The sequence below is a fragment of the Salipiger sp. IMCC34102 genome, from assembly GCF_004145405.1.
Classification (GTDB): Bacteria; Pseudomonadota; Alphaproteobacteria; order Rhodobacterales; family Rhodobacteraceae; genus Loktanella.
The window spans coordinates 168,054-184,461 of record NZ_SELQ01000004.1; the positions used below are offsets into that span (position 1 = coordinate 168,054).

General features: G+C 68.7%; 16 protein-coding genes. 9 read left to right on the forward strand and 7 right to left on the reverse strand.

What is annotated here, in order from left to right; genetic code table 11:
* Positions 1-217 precede the first annotated feature (217 nt).
* Positions 218-1,282 carry a DUF2235 domain-containing protein gene (locus EU805_RS10355; RefSeq protein WP_129763901.1) on the forward strand — a complete coding sequence of 355 codons (1,065 nt, stop codon included), beginning with the start codon at positions 218-220 and terminating at the stop codon, positions 1,280-1,282.
* A gap of 45 nt (positions 1,283-1,327) precedes the next feature.
* Here the strand turns inward: EU805_RS10355 and metF are convergent, their stop codons facing one another.
* Positions 1,328-2,194: a methylenetetrahydrofolate reductase [NAD(P)H] gene (metF, locus tag EU805_RS10360; protein WP_129763902.1), complete on the reverse strand. Its 867-nt coding sequence runs from the start codon at positions 2,192-2,194 to the stop codon at positions 1,328-1,330.
* Positions 2,195-2,284: 90 nt separating this feature from the next.
* Here metF and EU805_RS10365 point away from each other — a divergent pair, with 90 nt between their 5' ends.
* Both EU805_RS10365 and EU805_RS10370 read left to right on the forward strand, forming a co-directional pair.
* Positions 2,285-3,190, forward strand: coding sequence for a LysR family transcriptional regulator (locus EU805_RS10365; protein ID WP_165351928.1), 906 nt, complete (start codon positions 2,285-2,287; stop codon positions 3,188-3,190).
* A gap of 60 nt (positions 3,191-3,250) precedes the next feature.
* Positions 3,251-4,039 (forward strand): inositol monophosphatase family protein, encoded by a 789-nt coding sequence (locus EU805_RS10370; RefSeq protein WP_129763904.1) that lies wholly within the window; start codon positions 3,251-3,253, stop codon positions 4,037-4,039.
* Positions 4,040-4,059: 20 nt separating this feature from the next.
* Here the strand turns inward: EU805_RS10370 and EU805_RS10375 are convergent, their stop codons facing one another.
* On the reverse strand, positions 4,060-4,713 hold the full coding sequence (locus EU805_RS10375; protein WP_129763905.1) for a hemolysin III family protein: 654 nt from the start codon (positions 4,711-4,713) through the stop codon (positions 4,060-4,062).
* A gap of 106 nt (positions 4,714-4,819) precedes the next feature.
* Here EU805_RS10375 and EU805_RS10380 point away from each other — a divergent pair, with 106 nt between their 5' ends.
* Together EU805_RS10380 and msrB are read left to right on the forward strand one after the other, a co-directional pair.
* Positions 4,820-5,185: a YigZ family protein gene (locus tag EU805_RS10380; protein ID WP_129763906.1), complete on the forward strand. Its 366-nt coding sequence runs from the start codon at positions 4,820-4,822 to the stop codon at positions 5,183-5,185.
* A 215-nt stretch (positions 5,186-5,400) separates the two neighbouring features.
* Positions 5,401-5,889, forward strand: coding sequence for a peptide-methionine (R)-S-oxide reductase MsrB (gene msrB, locus EU805_RS10385; protein WP_129763907.1), 489 nt, complete (start codon positions 5,401-5,403; stop codon positions 5,887-5,889).
* A 62-nt stretch (positions 5,890-5,951) separates the two neighbouring features.
* On the opposite strand, the gene rimO is transcribed toward msrB, so the two are convergent.
* On the reverse strand, positions 5,952-7,346 hold the full coding sequence (gene rimO, locus EU805_RS10390) for a 30S ribosomal protein S12 methylthiotransferase RimO (RefSeq protein WP_129763908.1): 1,395 nt from the start codon (positions 7,344-7,346) through the stop codon (positions 5,952-5,954).
* 112 nt (positions 7,347-7,458) lie between these two features.
* Here rimO and EU805_RS10395 point away from each other — a divergent pair, with 112 nt between their 5' ends.
* The gene (locus tag EU805_RS10395; protein ID WP_129763909.1) at positions 7,459-8,556 is read left to right on the forward strand and encodes an endonuclease/exonuclease/phosphatase family protein; all 1,098 of its coding nucleotides are present in this window, start codon (positions 7,459-7,461) and stop codon (positions 8,554-8,556) included.
* 34 nt (positions 8,557-8,590) lie between these two features.
* Here EU805_RS10395 and EU805_RS10400 read toward each other — a convergent pair whose 3' ends face one another.
* Both EU805_RS10400 and EU805_RS10405 read right to left on the reverse strand, forming a co-directional pair.
* A complete protein-coding gene (locus EU805_RS10400) occupies positions 8,591-9,364 on the reverse strand; it encodes an SDR family oxidoreductase (RefSeq protein WP_129763910.1) in 774 nt (257 codons plus the stop codon).
* An 81-nt stretch (positions 9,365-9,445) separates the two neighbouring features.
* Entirely contained in the window at positions 9,446-10,045 is a 600-nt protein-coding gene (locus EU805_RS10405; protein ID WP_129763911.1) for a GcrA family cell cycle regulator, read from the reverse strand.
* Between the two features lie 153 nt (positions 10,046-10,198).
* Between EU805_RS10405 and EU805_RS10410 the strand changes: the two genes are divergently transcribed.
* The 3 genes from EU805_RS10410 to argF all read left to right on the forward strand — a co-directional run bounded on the left by EU805_RS10410 (position 10,199) and on the right by argF (position 13,345).
* Entirely contained in the window at positions 10,199-11,005 is an 807-nt protein-coding gene (locus tag EU805_RS10410) for an ABC transporter permease (RefSeq protein WP_242494121.1), read from the forward strand.
* A 182-nt stretch (positions 11,006-11,187) separates the two neighbouring features.
* Positions 11,188-12,372 carry an aspartate aminotransferase family protein gene (locus tag EU805_RS10415; protein WP_129763912.1) on the forward strand — a complete coding sequence of 395 codons (1,185 nt, stop codon included), beginning with the start codon at positions 11,188-11,190 and terminating at the stop codon, positions 12,370-12,372.
* A gap of 67 nt (positions 12,373-12,439) precedes the next feature.
* A complete protein-coding gene (gene argF / locus EU805_RS10420; RefSeq protein WP_129763913.1) occupies positions 12,440-13,345 on the forward strand; it encodes an ornithine carbamoyltransferase in 906 nt (301 codons plus the stop codon).
* Between the two features lie 40 nt (positions 13,346-13,385).
* On the opposite strand, the gene EU805_RS10425 is transcribed toward argF, so the two are convergent.
* Both EU805_RS10425 and hrpB read right to left on the reverse strand, forming a co-directional pair.
* A complete protein-coding gene (locus EU805_RS10425) occupies positions 13,386-13,826 on the reverse strand; it encodes an NUDIX hydrolase (protein ID WP_129763914.1) in 441 nt (146 codons plus the stop codon).
* A 77-nt stretch (positions 13,827-13,903) separates the two neighbouring features.
* Positions 13,904-16,318, reverse strand: a complete 2,415-nt coding sequence (hrpB, locus tag EU805_RS10430; protein ID WP_129763915.1) for an ATP-dependent helicase HrpB — start codon at positions 16,316-16,318, stop codon at positions 13,904-13,906.
* Between the last annotated feature and the right edge of the window lie 90 nt (positions 16,319-16,408).

The following is a 16,408-nucleotide window of genomic DNA, read 5'->3' on the forward strand; positions in this document are numbered from 1 at the left end:
GGGGAAGGGTCGGCGCGGGTTCCGGAAGGACAGGTGCGATGACGAAATTCGGCCGGGGATGGCCAGTCACGGGGGGGGAGGCATCCGAGGCAGTCGGCCCGGTGCGCGGTCGATGCCGCCGGTCGGGCGCCGTCGCGCGGCAGAGCATACACGCGGGCGGCGGCGTCGCCGTTCCCTGTCTACCCGAACCTGCGGCGGCGGCCGTCCGCCGGGGTCCATGACGCCGCTTGAACGGCTGCTTGGCCTCTTCCGGTTCCGCCCCCGGCGCAAGAGCGCGGGGCAGGCCGGGCGGGGGCCGGCGGTGCATGTGGTCATCCTCGACGGCACGATGTCGTCGCTCGAGGCGGGGCGGGAGACCAACGCCGGCCTCACCTACAAGCTTCTGCGCGAGGCCGGGCGCACGGCCTCGCTGACGGTCTACTACGAGGCCGGGATCCAGTGGCGCGACTGGCGGGACACGCTGGACGTGATCGCGGGCAACGGCATCGACGCGCAGATCGCGCGGGCCTACGGGATGCTGGCCTCGCGCTACCGGCCCGGCGACCGGATCGTGCTGATGGGCTATTCCCGCGGGGCCTACGCGGCGCGGTCTCTGGCAGGGATGATCGGACGGGTGGGGCTTCTGCGGCGCAACCATGCCACCGCGCGCGGGGTGCGGCAGGCCTTTCGGCACTACCAGCGCGAAAGTCCCGATGCGGCGGTCGCGCACTTCCGGGACCGCTTCTGTCATGCCGAAACCCGCATCGCCGCGATCGGCGTCTGGGACACGGTGCGCGCGCTGGGACTGCGGTTGCCGATCCTCTGGCGCTTTCAGGAGGACATCCACGGCTTCCACGATCACCGGCTGGGCGATCACGTGGACACGGGCTACCAGGCGCTGGCGCTGGACGAGCGCAGACGGGCCTACCGACCGGTCCTGTGGTCGGTGCGGGCGGAGGATCCCCGCGACATCCGGCAGGTCTGGTTCACCGGCACCCATGCGGACGTGGGCGGACATCTCGACGCGATCGAGGCCGCGCGCCCCCTGGCCAACATCCCGCTGGTCTGGATGCTGAACCGCATCGCGGGGGCGGGGGTGGACCTGCCCCAAGGCTGGCACGCCCGGTTTCCGCGCGATCCGCATGCGCCCTCGGTCGGGCAATGGCACGGCAAGGCCAAGCTCTTCTGGTGGCGCGCGGACCGCGAGATCCTGACGGGCCCAAGCGAGGCGCTGCATTCCAGCGTGGAGGACCGACGCAACAGCCTGCCAGAACCGAACGCGCGAAAGGATCGGTCACGGTAAGCCCGTTGGCCAGGTGTCGCGCGTCGGAGGTGTCGACCCTTGCTTTCAGGCCACCTCTTGCAGGCGCGGACGCGGGGCGATCCCCAGCGCGCGGCAGACGTTCTGGGTCAGGTCCGGCTTGTTGAGCGTGTAGAAGTGCAGATGCTCCACCCCGCCGCGCAGCAGGTCGTCGCACAGCTCGCTGGCGAGCGCCGTGGCGAGCAGATCGTGATCCGCCTCGGTCTGCGCGTTCTCGAAGCCCTGGGAGATCTCGGCGGGGATCGAGGTGCCGGTGGCCTTGGCGAACTTGGACGCGCCTTTCCAGTTCTCGACCGGCAGGACGCCGGGGATGATCGGCGCGTCGATACCGGCGGCCACGCAGCGGTCGCGGAAGCGGAAGAAGGTGTCCGCCTCGAAGAAGAACTGGGTGATCGCGGCGGCAGCGCCTGCGTCGATCTTGCGCTTGAGGTAGGCCACGTCGGCGTCGGCATCCGCCGCCTCGGGGTGCTTTTCGGGGTAGGCGCCGACGCGCAGGGTGAAGTTGCCGGTTTCGGCCAGCGCCTCGATCAGCTCGACCGAGTTCGCGAACCCGTCGGTGTGGGGCGTGAAGGCCGCGTCGCCCTTGGGGGCGTCGCCGCGCAGGGCCACGATGTCGGTGATCCCGGCGCGGGCGTAGCTGTCGGCGATCTCCAGCGTCTCTGCGCGGCTGGCGTCGACGCAGGTCAGATGCGCCGCGACCTTCAGGCCGGTCGTCTTGTCGATCGTCGTCACCGCCTCGTGCGTGAGCTGGCGCGTCGTGCCGCCCGCGCCATAAGTGACCGAGACGAACTCGGGCCCGAGCGGGGCCAGCGCGTGGACGCTGTCCCACAGGCGGAACGACCCGGCGAGCGACTTGGGCGGAAAGAATTCGAAGGAAAGGGCGGGGCGGGTCATGGTCATCATCCTGTGTGGGTCTTGCCTTAGATGGGCCGTTTCGCGATATGAAGCAAATTCATAACTCTCACGAAGATCATGAGGTCCGTTGTGCACATCGAATTTCGGCACCTGCGTACGATCAAGGCGATCCACGACACCGGGGGCCTTGGCCGCGCGGCGGAGACCCTCGGGATCACGCAAAGCGCGCTGAGCCATCAGATCAAGGGAATCGAGGATCAGGCGGGGGTCGATCTCTTCGTGCGGCGCACCAAGCCGCTGCGCCTGTCGGCGGCCGGCCTGAAGCTGCTGGCCGCCGCCGAGCGCATCCTGCCGCAGGTGGCGGCGCTGGAGGCGGAGTTCGAGGGCCTCGTCTCCGGCAAGGCGGGGCGGCTGCATATCGCGATCGAGTGTCACGCCTGTTTCGAGTGGCTGATGCCGGTGCTCGACCAGTTCCGCAAGGCTTGGCCGGAGGTCGACGTGGACATCCGTCCGGGCCTGGCCTTCGACGCGCTGCCCGCCCTCGTGCGGGAAGAGGTGGACCTCGTGATCTCGTCCGACCCCGAGGATCTGCCGGGCGTCAGCTTTACCCCGATCTTCGATTACGAGCCGATCTTCGTCGCCCCCGCGGGCCATCCGCTGGCGGGCAAGCCTCATGTCGAGGCCGCGGATCTGGCCGATCAGACGCTCATCACCTACCCGGTGGACCGCCACCGGCTGGACGTCTTCAACGCGCTGCTGACGCCCGCGCGGGTGGAACCCGCCGCGGTCCGGCAGGTGGAGTTGACGGCGATGATCCTGCTGCTCGTGGCGTCGGGGCGCGGGGTGGCGGTGCTGCCCGACTGGGTGGTGCGGCAGGTGCGCTACAATGCCGATTACATCACCCGCCCGCTGACCGCCGATGGGATCACCAAGCGGCTTTACGCCGCGACCCGGGACGCGGACGGCGATCTGCCCTTCATGTCCCACGTGATCCGGCTTGCAGGGCGCGAGGCGGTGCGCTTGCAGCGCGCCTGACCTTGTGCGCGCGGCACGCCGCGCCTATACGCCGCCCCTGACCCCGGACGGAGATGGACCATGGCTGGCAGCGCGAACCTCAACGTGATGATGAAGACCGCCCGCAAGGCGGGGCGCGGATTGCTCAAGGACTTCGGCGAGGTCGAGCAACTTCAGGTCTCGACCAAGGGGCCGGGCGACTTCGTGACCCGCGCCGACCGGCAGGCCGAGGAGACCATCCGCGAGGACCTGATGCACGCGCGCCCCTCCTACGGGTTCCTGGGCGAAGAGGGCAAGGAAATCGAAGGTGCCGACCCGACACGCCGTTGGATCGTGGACCCGCTCGACGGGACGACGAACTTCCTGCACGGGCTGCCGCATTGGGCGGTGTCCATCGCACTCGAGCACAAGGGCCAGATCGTCGCCGGCGTGATCTACGACCCCGTCAAGGACGAGATGTTCTACGCCGAGAAGGGGGGCGGCGCCTTCGTCAACGAAGCGCGGATCCGCGTATCGGCCCGGCACCGGATGATCGAATCGATCTTCGCCACCGGCGTGCCCTTCGGCGGTCGTCCGGACCTGCCCGCGACCTTGCAGGACCTTGCGCGGATCATGCCGGCCTGCGCGGGCGTGCGGCGGTTCGGCGCGGCCGCGCTCGACCTCGCCTACGTGGCGGCGGGCCGCTACGAAGGCTACTGGGAGCGCGGCGTGCAGCCTTGGGACATCGCCGCGGGCCTCGTCATCTGCCGCGAGGCGGGTGCGATCGTCGAGGGAATCAAGGCCGACAGCGATCCGCTGGACACGGGGGCCGTACTGGTGGCCAACAGCGATATCTTCGCGGGCTTCTCGAAGGTCATCCGCAAGGGCTGAGGCCCCCTCCGCGGCCCGTCTCAGGCTGTGGTGGCGGCGCCCAGGGCAATCGCTGCGTAAAAGCAGACCGAGGCCGCGACCACGAAGCCGTGCCAGATCGCGGTGGAGAACTTCAGCCGCTCGGCGCTGTAGAAGGCGATCCCCGTGACGTAGAGCGCGCCGCCAGCACCCATCAGCCAGATCGCTCCCGCGGGCAGGACGCCCCAGAGGTCGCGCAACAGGACCAGGCCCGTCAGGCCCATGGCAAGGTAGGTGAGCGGTCCCAGCCGGCCCGGCACCGCCCAGAAGAAGAGCTTGCGCGCCACCCCCAGGGCCGCCAGCGCCCAGACGCAGGCAAGCACGCCGTAGGCCAGACCGGTGTCCGCCAGGACCGCGAGCGGCGTCAGGGTGCCCGCGATCATCACGTAGATCGCCGCGTGGTCGATGCGGCGCAGCACCGGCCTGATCCGCACCCAGGGCGTCATGTGATAAAGACCGGAGGCCAGGAAAGTCGCCATCAGCCCGAAGGCATAGACTGCCAGTGCCGTCATCTGGCCCGGGCCCGCGTGCATCGCGGCCCAGACCAGCAGGCCGGCAGACCCCGCCAGGGCGAAGGCGATCCCCAGCGCGTGCATCACCCCGTCGGCGATACGTTCGGACCTGGCGTAGGCGGGATAGACGTCGATGAACTCCATGCCGCGAAGATAGCCCTGATCCGGTCCGATTTCAGTCCCGCCGTGCTTTGGGCGGCGGAAAATTACCCGGTGTCACGCAGCGTCACGACGGGCTATGATGGCCCTCATGAAGATCATCGACAAGGCCTTGAGCGATCGCGGCTCGACCTATGCCGTCTCGGGCGGGCCGGTGGGCTCGGCGGAGGAGGCCAAGGCCTTCGTCAAGGTCCTGTGCCGCGCCAAGAAATTCGCCAAGGCCACGCATAACACCTGGGCGGTTCTGCTGCCCGACGGCCCGCTGAAGAACGACGACGGGGAGGCGGGGGCCGGCATGGTCATCCTGCGGATGCTCGAACGCGAGGACCTCACCGGGCACATCGTCGTCGTCACCCGCTGGTTCGGCGGCACCAAGCTGGGCGGCGACCGGTTCCGAAGGGTACAGGACGCGGTGCGGCTCTACCTCGACGACCTGGGCAAACCTGGTCGCGGGTGACGGCGCGATCGTCGCGATGCAGGACGGGGGGAGTGTGTCTGTTCCAGCCGGACCCCGTCTGCCGCGCGGTCGGTGGTGCGGGCGCGGAAGGGCGCCGGGCCAGTCGTGGAGCGCTGTCGGCACCGGACCGCTCGCGGGGCCGTGTAGGGCGAAACCGGAACTTGGCCCATGAGCTGCGCGTTTTTCCGCGCATTCAATCAGTACCGGGAGGTCACATGACCAATCGACGCAAGTTTCTTCTGGGCGGCACCGCCGTCGTCGTGGCAGGCGGCGCCGCCGCTCTTACCTTGGGCGGCAATACCGCAGAGGCGCAGGACTATCCGATTTCCCTCACCGAGGAGGAATGGCGCGCGCGTCTCACGGCGGAAGAATTCGACGTGCTGCGCAACGAGGCGACGGAGCCCGCCTTCTCCAGCCCGCTGAACGAGGAGAAGCGCGACGGCACCTTCGTCTGCGCCGGCTGCGAGAACGAGGTCTACCGCTCCGAGACGAAATTCATGTCCGGCACCGGCTGGCCCAGCTTCACCGACAACATCGACGGCGCCGTGGGCACCAAGACGGACTACAAGCTCGTCCTGCCGCGCACCGAGGTGCATTGCGCCCGCTGCGGTGGCCACCTGGGCCATATCTTCGACGACGGGCCGGAGCCTACAGGCAAGCGGCACTGCCTGAACGGCATCGCGCTGGATTTCATCGCGGCTTGAGGTGGGGCGACCTTATCCGCGGATAAGGTTTCTGTTTGTTAACAGACGGTTAATCCCGTAAGTCAAGGCAGGCGGCGGCCCCAAAGGTCGTATTCGCTGGCCTCGTCGACCTCGACCCGGACCATGTCGCCGACCGACAGGCCCTCCGTGCCTTCGTCGATGAAGAGGTTGCCATCGATCTCGGGCGCGTCGGCTCTGGTGCGGCAGGTGGCGATGCCCTCGGCGTCGATGTCGTCCACCAGCACCTCCTGGACGGTTCCGACCTTGGCCTGCAGCTTGGCTGCGGAGATCGCCTGCGCCTTCTCCATGAAACGGTCCCAGCGCTCCTGCTTGAGTTCCGGCGCGACGTGATCCGGGAGCGCGTTCGAGCGGGCACCGGCGACGTTTTCGTACTGAAAGCAGCCGACCCGGTCGAGTTGCGCCTCGTCCAGCCAGTCCAGCAGGTGTTGGAACTCGGCTTCCGTCTCTCCGGGATAGCCCACGATGAAGGTCGAGCGCAGGGTGATGTCGGGGCAGATGTCGCGCCAGGCGGCGATCTCTTCCAGCGTCTTGGAGCCCGCGGCGGGGCGGGCCATGCGGCGCAGCACGTCCGGGTGGGAATGCTGGAAGGGGATGTCGAGATAGGGCAGCACGCCGGACCCTTGGTCCGCCATCAGCGGAATGAGCTCGCGCACATGGGGGTAGGGGTAGACGTAGTGCAGCCGGACCCAGGCGCCCAGCGTGCCCAGTTCGCGCGCGAGGTCGGTGATGTGGCTGCGGACCTCGCGGTCGCGCCAAGGGTGCGCGTCGTAGCGCCGGTCGAGCCCGTAGGCGCTGGTGTCCTGGCTGATGACCAGCAGTTCCTTCACGCCCGCGTCCACCAGCCGCTCCGCTTCGCGCAGCACGGCGTTGGCCGGGCGGGACGCCAGCCGCCCGCGCATGTCGGGGATGATGCAGAACTTGCACTTGTGATTGCAGCCTTCCGAGATCTTCAGGTAGCTGAAATGCCGGGGCGTCAGCGACACGCCGCGGGCGGGCAGAAGGTCGATGAAGGGATCGGGGTCGGGCGGCACGGCGCCGTGCACGGCGTCGAGCACCTGTTCGTACTGGTGCGGGCCGGTCACGGCGAGGATCTTGGGGTGATGTTCGCGGATGTAGTCGGGTTCCGCGCCGAGGCAGCCGGTGACGATGACCCGGCCGTTCTGGGTCAGCGCCTCGCCGATGGCATCCAGGCTTTCGGCCTTGGCACTGTCGAGGAAGCCGCAGGTGTTCACGATCACCGCCTGCGCGCCCGCGTAATCGGGCGAGATCGCGTAGCCTTCCGCGCGCAGGCGGGTCAGGATCCGCTCTGAGTCGACGAGCGCCTTGGGACAGCCGAGGGAGACCATGCCGATCACCGGCTGGCCGGGGCGGGCCACGTCGGTCATCCGGGCACGGGGGGCGAGGTCTGGACGCAGGTCGGGCGGGTTTTGTGTCATTCGCGCGCTATACCCTTCACAGGGCCCGGCGGAAAGACCCGCGAAAGCCCGGTTCGGCTGGTGCTTTCCCGCGCTGGCGGCGATGGTGTCACGAAACAATGCAAGGGCGACCATGACTATCTACGACATCGGCCTGTGGGTCGTGACCGGCCTGACCGCCTTCGCCACCGTCCTGCCGCAGTCGCGGCTGTCCCACGGCTTCGTGCGGTCCGCCGATTTTCCGCGGCAGCAACTTCTGGCGCTGGCCATCGCCTTGATCTGCGGGGCGCTCTGGCTGCGGCCCGAGGGATGGGGGTGGATGGTCGGGGTGCTGGCGGCCTGCGTCGTGCTCCATGCGTTCTACATCGGGCGTTACCTGCCGATCTGGCACAGCCAATCGGTCAGGCCCGGCGCGGACGAGGCGGTCGAGCCTGCCCATACCGTCAGTATCATCGCGGCCAACGTGAAGAAGTCGAACCGTGATTTCGGCAAGCTGGTCGAGGTCGCTCGCGCGGTAGATGCCGACATCGTGACCGCGCTGGAGACCGACCAGGCGTGGCTGGACGGACTGAAACCGCTGCACGAGATCTATCCGCACGTCATGACCCGGCCACACGACAACGGCTACGGCATGGCGGTCTACAGCCGCTATCCGCTCGAAGCCGCCGCCTTCCGCGACGTGGTGGTGGAGAAGGTGCCCTCGTTGCGCGCCCGCGTCACCTTGCCCGGGGGACGGCAGTTCCGTCTATACGTCGTGCATCCGGAGCCACCGGTGCCCTACCTCAGCACCGAGGGCCGGGACGCCGAGCTGGGCGCCATCGGGATAGAGGCCCATGACGATCCGTTGCCTGCGATCGTGACGGGCGATCTGAACGACGTCGCCTGGTCGGTGACGACGAAGCGATTCCAGAACGTTTCGGGCCTGCTGGACCCGCGCGTGGGGCGTGGGTTCTACAACACCTTCTCGGCACGGATGCCACTGATGCGCTGGCCGCTGGACCATTTGTTCCACGACCCGGTCTTCCGGCTGGTCGAGATGAAGCGGTTGGCGGACATAGGCTCTGACCACTTCCCGATGTATTTCAAGCTGCTGCTGACGCCGCACGACGCCTCCGATTCGCTGCCCGACGAGCCTTGCGCGGAAGAATTGGAGGAGGTCGAGGAGATGATCGACCGAGAGCGCAACAGCGGGCGGGAGGCGATCGGCAGCCACTGGGAAGACGACGCCTGAGCCGCGCTTGGCCGGGCGCCCACCCGGTCGTGCGTCAGCCCTTCGACTGCAGGCGGCGGATCAACCCGAGGGCAAGCCGGTGCGGCAGAAGCGGGATGATCCAGTTCAGCGCGAAGCCAAGCGCGCGTTCGTTGACCACGTGCAGCTTGCCATCCATCATCGCCTCGTAGCCCACCTTTGCCACGCTTTCGGGCGTGGCGCCGCTGCCCTTCGTCAGCTGCGTGCCGTGCAGATCGGCGCGGTCGGCGAACCCGGTTCCGACGTAGCCGGGGGCCAGCACCGTGACCGTGACGCCCCTGGGCCGCAACTCTTCGGACAGGGCGAGCGAGTAGCTGCGTACGAAGGCCTTGGTCGCGAAGTAGACCGCCTGCATCGGTCCCGGCATCATGCCCGCGGTCGAGCCCACGTTCAGGATCCGCCCGCGGCCCGACGCGGCCATCTGGCCGCCCACGGCGTGGGTCAGGGTCATCAGCGCCTTCACGTTCAGATCGACCATGGCGATCTCGTCCTCCAGCGCCCGGTCGAGGTGCGCGCCGTGGCCGCCGAAGCCCGCGTTGTTGATCAGGATCTCGACGGGTTCGTCGCGCACGGCCGCCATCACCTTCTCGACGCCCGCCGTATCGCCGAGGTCCGCCGCAACGACCTCGACCCGCACGCCGTGGTCGCGCCGCAGCTCTTCGGCCAGGGCCGCCAGCGTGTCGCCGGAGCGGGCCACGAGGATCAGGTCGCCTTTCTTCGCGGCGTGAAGCTGCGCCAGGGCGCGGCCGATGCCGGAGGACGCGCCGGTCACGAGGGCAAGGTTGGACATGAAGATACCTCCTTCAAAAGCAGCGAAGCCGCCCGGCGGTCGCGGACGGCTTCACACGAGAACGCACCGTGTCCGCTACGCCTACCGGCGGCGGTCGCGGCGCGAGGACATGGGCTGGAACGCCACGCCCACGTGCGCCTCGCAATAGGGTTTGCCCGGCTGGGAGGGCAGGCCGCAGAACCAGAAGTCGTCGGTCGCGGGATCGCCCACGGGCCATTTGCAGGTCTTCTCCGTCAGGTCCATCAGGCCGATCTTGCGCGCGGTCTTCTCGACCTCGTTGACCTTGGCCAGCGCCTCGGGGCTGATCTCGTTGGCGGAGGGCTGCGGCGGCAAGGGCTGGCCCGCGGGGATGATCGCCCGGCGCGCGGCGCTGATCGGGATGCCGTTCTCGTCCAGCTCCTCGACCTCTTCCGCGGTCTCGGCCTTCATGGGCGAGGCGGAGAAGGTGCGCATCTTGGTTTCGGGTACTTCCGCCTCGGGCGCTTCGGGTGCGGCGACGGGTTCGGCCTCCTTCTCCGGCGCGGGGGCCGCGCCGGCACGGTTCGACAGGCCCAGCCGGTGGACCTTGCCGATCACCGCGTTGCGGGTCACGCCGCCCAATTCCTTGGCGATGACGCTGGCGGACTGGCCTTCGCCCCACATCCGCTTGAGCGTCTCGACACGATCATCCGTCCAGGACATGGCAGTTCCTATCTTCGTCGGGGCAGGGGGCATCCGCCCGCCTGCATCAGGTAAGGCCCTTATACTAAGCATGGGCGCGGCGGATACAACCGCGCTCTGGCCATTCCGGCAGGCCTTGGTATGTCTGCGCGCAACAGATCGAAGGATGACGACATGGCAGAGCAACACGCAGGGATGGGCGTCCGCCGCTTCGGGCGCTGGAACGTCGAGGGGACCCGCACCCTGGCCGAGCGCGAGATCCGCCGTTTCATGAACGTCTGGTCGCAGACCGTCATGGCGCCGCTGATCAACGCGGGGCTTTTGCTGATGATCTTCACCATCGCCATCGGTCCCCAGCGTGGAGAGGTCATGGGCGTGCCCTTCATGACCTTCCTCGCCCCCGGCATCCTGATCATGACGGTGATCCAGAACGCCTTCGCCAATACCTCGTCGAGCATCGCCTCGGCCAAGGTGGGCGGCAACATCGTGGACACGCTGATGCCGCCCCTCTCCGCGGCGGAGCTTCTGATCGGCTACCTTGCGGGTGCGGTGGCGCGCGGGCTGATCGTGGCCTTCGTGATCGCGCTGGGGTCGTGGATCTTCCTCGGCGTCGCGGTGCAGAACGTCGCCTGGGTGCTGACCTTCGTCATGCTGGGCTCGATCTTCATGGGAGGCCTCGGCATGATCGCGGGGATCTACGCCAACAAGTTCGACCAGCTGTCGGCGATCTCGAACTTCCTGGTCACGCCGCTGTCGTTCCTGTCGGGCACCTTCTACTCGATCGAGGCGCTGCCGGACCCGCTTCAGGCCGCCTCCCACGCGAACCCGTTCTTCTACATCATCGACGGCGTGCGCTACGGGATGATCGGCGTGTCGGACAGCTCGCCCTGGCTGGGGCTGGTGATCGTGCTGGTGTCGGTGACCCTGGTGCTGGCGCTGATCTGGCGCTGGCTGGACCGCGGATACCGCCTCAAGGCCTGAGGGTCTTGCCCTTGCGTCATGGTCCGGCTAGAGATCGGGCCATGACGACACGTGCCCCCATCGAGATCCGACGCCGAGGCTAAGCCCCTCGCCCGCGTCCGCACGTCCGTCTTTCCATCAAAATTTGTTGACCCCGCCCGGCCCCTTGGGCACAAATCGGGCTTTCCTACAGGAGCGATCCCATGATCCCGTCCATCCTGCCGACCTACAACCGCGCGCCCATGGCCTTCACGAAAGGCGAGGGCAGCTGGCTGATCGCGGAGGACGGGCGAAGGTTCCTGGACATGGGCGCGGGCATCGCGGTCAACGCGCTGGGCCACGCCCACCCCGCGCTGGTCGAGGCGCTGACCACACAGGCGAACGCGGTCTGGCATACCTCCAACCTTTACCAGATCCCGGCCCAGAAAGAGCTGGCGGACCGGCTGGTCGAGGCGACTTTCGCCGACACTGCCTTCTTCACCAACTCCGGGACAGAGGCCTGCGAGCTGGCGGTCAAGATGGCCCGCAAGCACTTCCACGAGGCAGGCCAGCCCGAGCGCGTGGACATCATCACCTTCTCGGGCAGCTTCCACGGACGCTCCTCCGCCGGGATCGCCGCCGCGGGGTCCGAGAAGATGACCAAGGGCTTCGGCCCGCTTCTGCCCGGGTTCGTGCACCTTGACTTCGGGGATCACGAAGCGCTGACCGAGGCCGCGGCCTCCCCCACCGCCTGCGCGATCCTGGTCGAGCCGGTGCAGGGCGAAGGCGGCATCCGCCCGGTGCCGGACCAGTGCCTGAAGGGGCTGCGCGATCTGGCGGACGAACACGGGCTGCTGCTGATCTTCGACGAGGTGCAATGTGGCGTGGGACGGACCGGCAAGCTCTTCGCCCACGAATGGGCGGGGATCGCGCCCGACATCATGATGGTGGCCAAGGGCATCGGCGGAGGCTTTCCGCTGGGCGCCGTGCTGGCCACGGAAGGCGCCGCCCGCGCCATGACCGCGGGCACCCATGGCTCCACCTACGGCGGCAACCCGCTGGGCTGTGCCGTGGGCAACGCGGTGATGAAGATCGTGGCCGACCCTGCGTTCCTGGCAGAGGTCAACCGCAAGGCGGGGCTCCTGCGCCAGAAGCTCGAAGGTCTCGTGGCCGAACACCCGGACGTCTTCGATGGCGTGCGCGGCGCGGGCCTCATGCTGGGTCTCAAGTGCCGGGCCGTGAACACCGACATCGTTCAGGCAGGCTACGACCAGGATCTTCTCACGGTTCCCGCCGCCGACAACGTGATCCGGCTGCTGCCGCCACTCACGATCACCGACGAGGAGATCGCCGAGGCCACCCGCAGGCTCGACGTCGCCGCGACGCGGATCCAGGCTTCTTTGGATTGAAAATACTTTGCCGGGGGTCCGGGGGATGCAAAATCCCCCGGCTCCGACCTGACCGAAAGACCAGAACATGCCCCATTTCCTCGATCTCCACACCACGCCGGCCAGCGACCTGCGGGCGATCATCGACAATGCCCGCGCCATGAAGGAAGCGCGCAACGGCCACCCCAAGGGCCGTCCGGACGCCGCGCAGCCGCTGAAGGACTACGTGGTGGCGCTGATCTTCGAGAAACCCTCGACCCGCACGCGCATCAGTTTCGACGTGGGCGTGCGTCAGATGGGCGGGACGACGCTGGTGCTGTCGGGAAGCGACATGCAGCTGGGGCATGGAGAGACCATCGCCGACACCGCGCGCGTCCTGTCGCGCTACGTCGACCTGATCATGATCCGCACCTTCGAGGAGGCGACCCTGCTGGAGATGGCCGAACACGCCAGCGTACCCGTCATCAACGGCCTGACCAACCGGACGCATCCCTGCCAGATCATGGCCGACGTGATGACCTTCGAAGAGCACCGCGGCCCGATCAAGGGCCGCAAGGTGGTCTGGTCGGGCGACGGCAACAACGTCTTCGCAAGCTTCGCCCATGCCGCCAGGCAGTTCGACTTCGACCTGGTCTTCACCGGGCCGCAGCCGCTGGACCCCGAACCGGCGCTCGCCGGGCTCTACCGGACCGAGCGGGACCCCGACAAGGCGGTGGAAGGCGCGGATCTGGTGGTGACCGACACCTGGGTGTCGATGCACGACCCGCAATCCGCGCGCGAGCGGCGGCACAACCAGCTGCGCGGCTACCAGGTGAACGATGCGCTGATGGCGCGCGCCAAGCCAGATGCGCTCTTCATGCACTGCCTGCCCGCGCACCGCGACGACGAGGCGACATCGAGCGTGATGGACGGTCCGCATTCGGTGATCTTCGACGAGGCAGAGAACCGTCTGCACGCCCAGAAGGCGATCATGCAGTATTGTCTGCAAGGCTGAACCCGATCACCCCGGGGGGCAGGGGCACCCCCGGGGAACCTCAGAGGGCCTTCAGCGCCTTGCGAAAGCCCTTGTCCTTGAGAAGGTCGGCCGCCTTCGACAGGCTGACCCAGCGCCGGTCGCGGCGTTTGTGTTCCGGGAACTTGCGCTGCATCTCGGCCACCTTGATCCCGTAGACCGAGATCCGCGCCGGGGCACGACGGCCATCGTCGTAGCGTTTCACGCCCGTGAACGTCGTGATGGGCTTTTTCGTCACCGCGCCCTTGCGCACGCCCGCTTCTTCCCAAGCTTCCTGCAAGGCGGCTTCGGCATCGGTCAACCCGTCGATGGGCCAGCCTTTCGGCAGGATCCAGCGCCCCCGGGACGAGGTGACGAGAAGGATCTCGCGCCCCTTCTTGCCCTTGCGATGGCACAGGGCCGCAACCTGGGAGACGGTTTCGGTCACCGGCATCGCACCGTCGAAATCTGGATTGACTGTCATTGCGGAATACTGCGTGGCGTAATTATGTTTCCCGATACTTAAAGCTTATCCACAGTCTTGCAACTTTTTACGGGTTATCAGCCCTTGCGCGGTTTTGCGCGCAGCGTCGGGTCGGCCTCGCGCGGATCCTCGGGCCAGGGGTGGCGCGGGTAGCGCCCGCGCATGTCGCGGCGCACGTCGGCGTAGGAGCTGTCCCAGAAGCCCGGCAGATCCTGCGTCACCTGAACGGGCTTGTGCCCGGGCGAGAGCAGGGTCACCCGCAGCGGCGTGCGGCCGACCATCGGATGGGTCGTCTGGCCGAACATCTCCTGTATCCGAAGCGCGATCGCGGGCACCTCCCCGTCGTAGTCGATGGGGATCTTGCGTCCCAGCGGGGTGGTGAAGGCCGGCGGGGCCGCGCGGTCGAGCGCCTGCAGCTGATCCCAGTCCAGCATCGCGCGCCAGGGGACCGTCAGGTCGAAGGCGGACCAGTCCTGCGTGCTGCGCACCCCATCGAGGTAAGGCAGCAGCCAGTCCTCCAGCGTCTCCATCAGGGCGTCGTCCGACAGGTCCGGCAGGTCCACCCCGCCGTCGCGGACGAGCGCCACCCGCGCCCGGAAGCGCGCGGCGCCCTTGCCGGGACGCAGTCCCAGTTGACGCACGCCGTCCAGCATGGCGCGGGAGACGGCCTCGGGCGGGGCGTCGTTCCAGCGGCGGTCGTCCAGCACCAGCGCGCCCAGGCGTTCCTGCCGCCGAGCCAGCACGCGGCCCTCGCGCTTCGACCAGGCGCAGACCTCGGTCCAGCCGATCCGGTCGGAGAGGACGTCCCGCAGATCGCCGTCCGAGATCACCGCCGCGGTGCGGATCTTCGCCTCCCGCGGGTGGCCGTCGGTGTCGGTGACGACGAGAAGCCGTTGCCCCGCCAGGGGATCGCTTGCCTCCATCACGGCGCCCTTGCCGCCCGAAAGCAGGTAGCGCGGCGCCTCGCCGCCGCGGTGCAGGGCGATCCGGTCGGGATAGGCAAGGGCCGCCATCTGCGCGATGCCAAGCGGGTCTTTCTGCGGCACCCCCTTGCCCAGCCGCTTTGCCTCGGCCTTGATCTGCGACAGCGCCGCGCGGTTCACCTGCGCGGGCACCGGCCCGCCGCGCAGGGCGGCCAGGCGGGGGGCCAGATCCGCGCCCGCGCCGATCAGTGGATCGCGTGCGTCCAGCAGGGCCGCAAGATCCGCCGCCTGCGCGCCCGCCACGACCAGCATATGCGCGAGACGCGGGTGCAGCGGCATCGCGGCCAGCCTGCGCCCGTGCGGCGTGATGCGATCCGCCGCATCGAGCGCGCCCAGATCGCGCAGGAGCGCCCGCGCTTCGGCCAGGGCGGCCTCCGGCGGGGGTGTCAGGAAGGCGAGATCGGCGCTGCCCCAGAGGGCAAGGTCGAGCGCCAGACCGGCCAGGTCCGCCGCCGCGATCTCTGGCGGGGGGTACGACGGGCGCGCGCCGTGCTCTCCGGCGGTCCACATGCGGAAGGCCAGCCCTTCGGCCACGCGACCGGCGCGCCCCGCGCGTTGTTCGGATTCCGCGCGGGCGGCCCGTTCGGAGACCAGCCGCGCCATGCCCGAGCCGGGATCGAAGCGGGCCCGCCGCGCGAGGCCTGCGTCCACCACCACGCGGATGTCCTCGATGGTGAGCGAGGTCTCGGCGATGGAGGTCGAGAGCACCACCTTGCGGCCCGAGGTCACCGGCGCGATGGCCGCGCGCTGATCGGCGAAGGGCAGGGCGCCGTAGAGCGGGCGGATCGCGCAGTCCTCTGGCACGCGGCCCTCAAGGGCCGCTGCGACCTGGCGGATCTCTCCCGCGCCGGGCAGGAAGACGAGCACGCCGCCGGTGGTCCGCGGCAGGATTTCTGCCAGCAGATCGGCGCAGGCCTGCGGCAGGCGGCCCTGCACGGGCCGGTCGAGGTAGCGGACCTCCACCGGGTAGCTGCGCCCCTCCGCCGTCACGATCGGCGCATCGTCCAGCAAGGCGGCAACCGGAGCGGCATCGAGCGTGGCGGACATGACGATCAGCTGCAGGTCGGGACGCAGGGCCTGCCGAACCTCCTGGACGAGGGCAAGGCCGAGGTCGGCCTGGAGGGAACGTTCGTGGAACTCGTCGAAGATCACGGCGCCGATGCCCGCAAGCTCCGGGTCGTCCTGGACCATCCGGGTCAGGATGCCTTCGGTCACGATCAGGATGCGGCAGTCCGGGCCGACTTTGGCCTCGCCGCGCATCCGGTAGCCCACGCGCGCGCCCACGGGCTCGTCCAGCTGCTGGGCCAGCCGTTCGGCGGCGGCCCGCACCGCAAGGCGGCGCGGTTCGAGCATCACGATGGTGCCGGGGATCGCCCCCGCTTCGAGCAGGGCCAGCGGGACGCGGGTGGTCTTGCCCGCGCCGGGCGGGGCCTGCAGGACGACCCGGCCGGCCTGCGCCAGCGCCCGGGTCAGATCCGGCAGCACCGCGTCGATGGGCAGTGGGGTCACGAGAGGCACCGTTCGGCGGAGAGGGGTCCGGCGCAGACCCTTGCCACGCCGCATCCCGCAGGCGCGCGGACCGGGGTGCGAAAAGGCAAA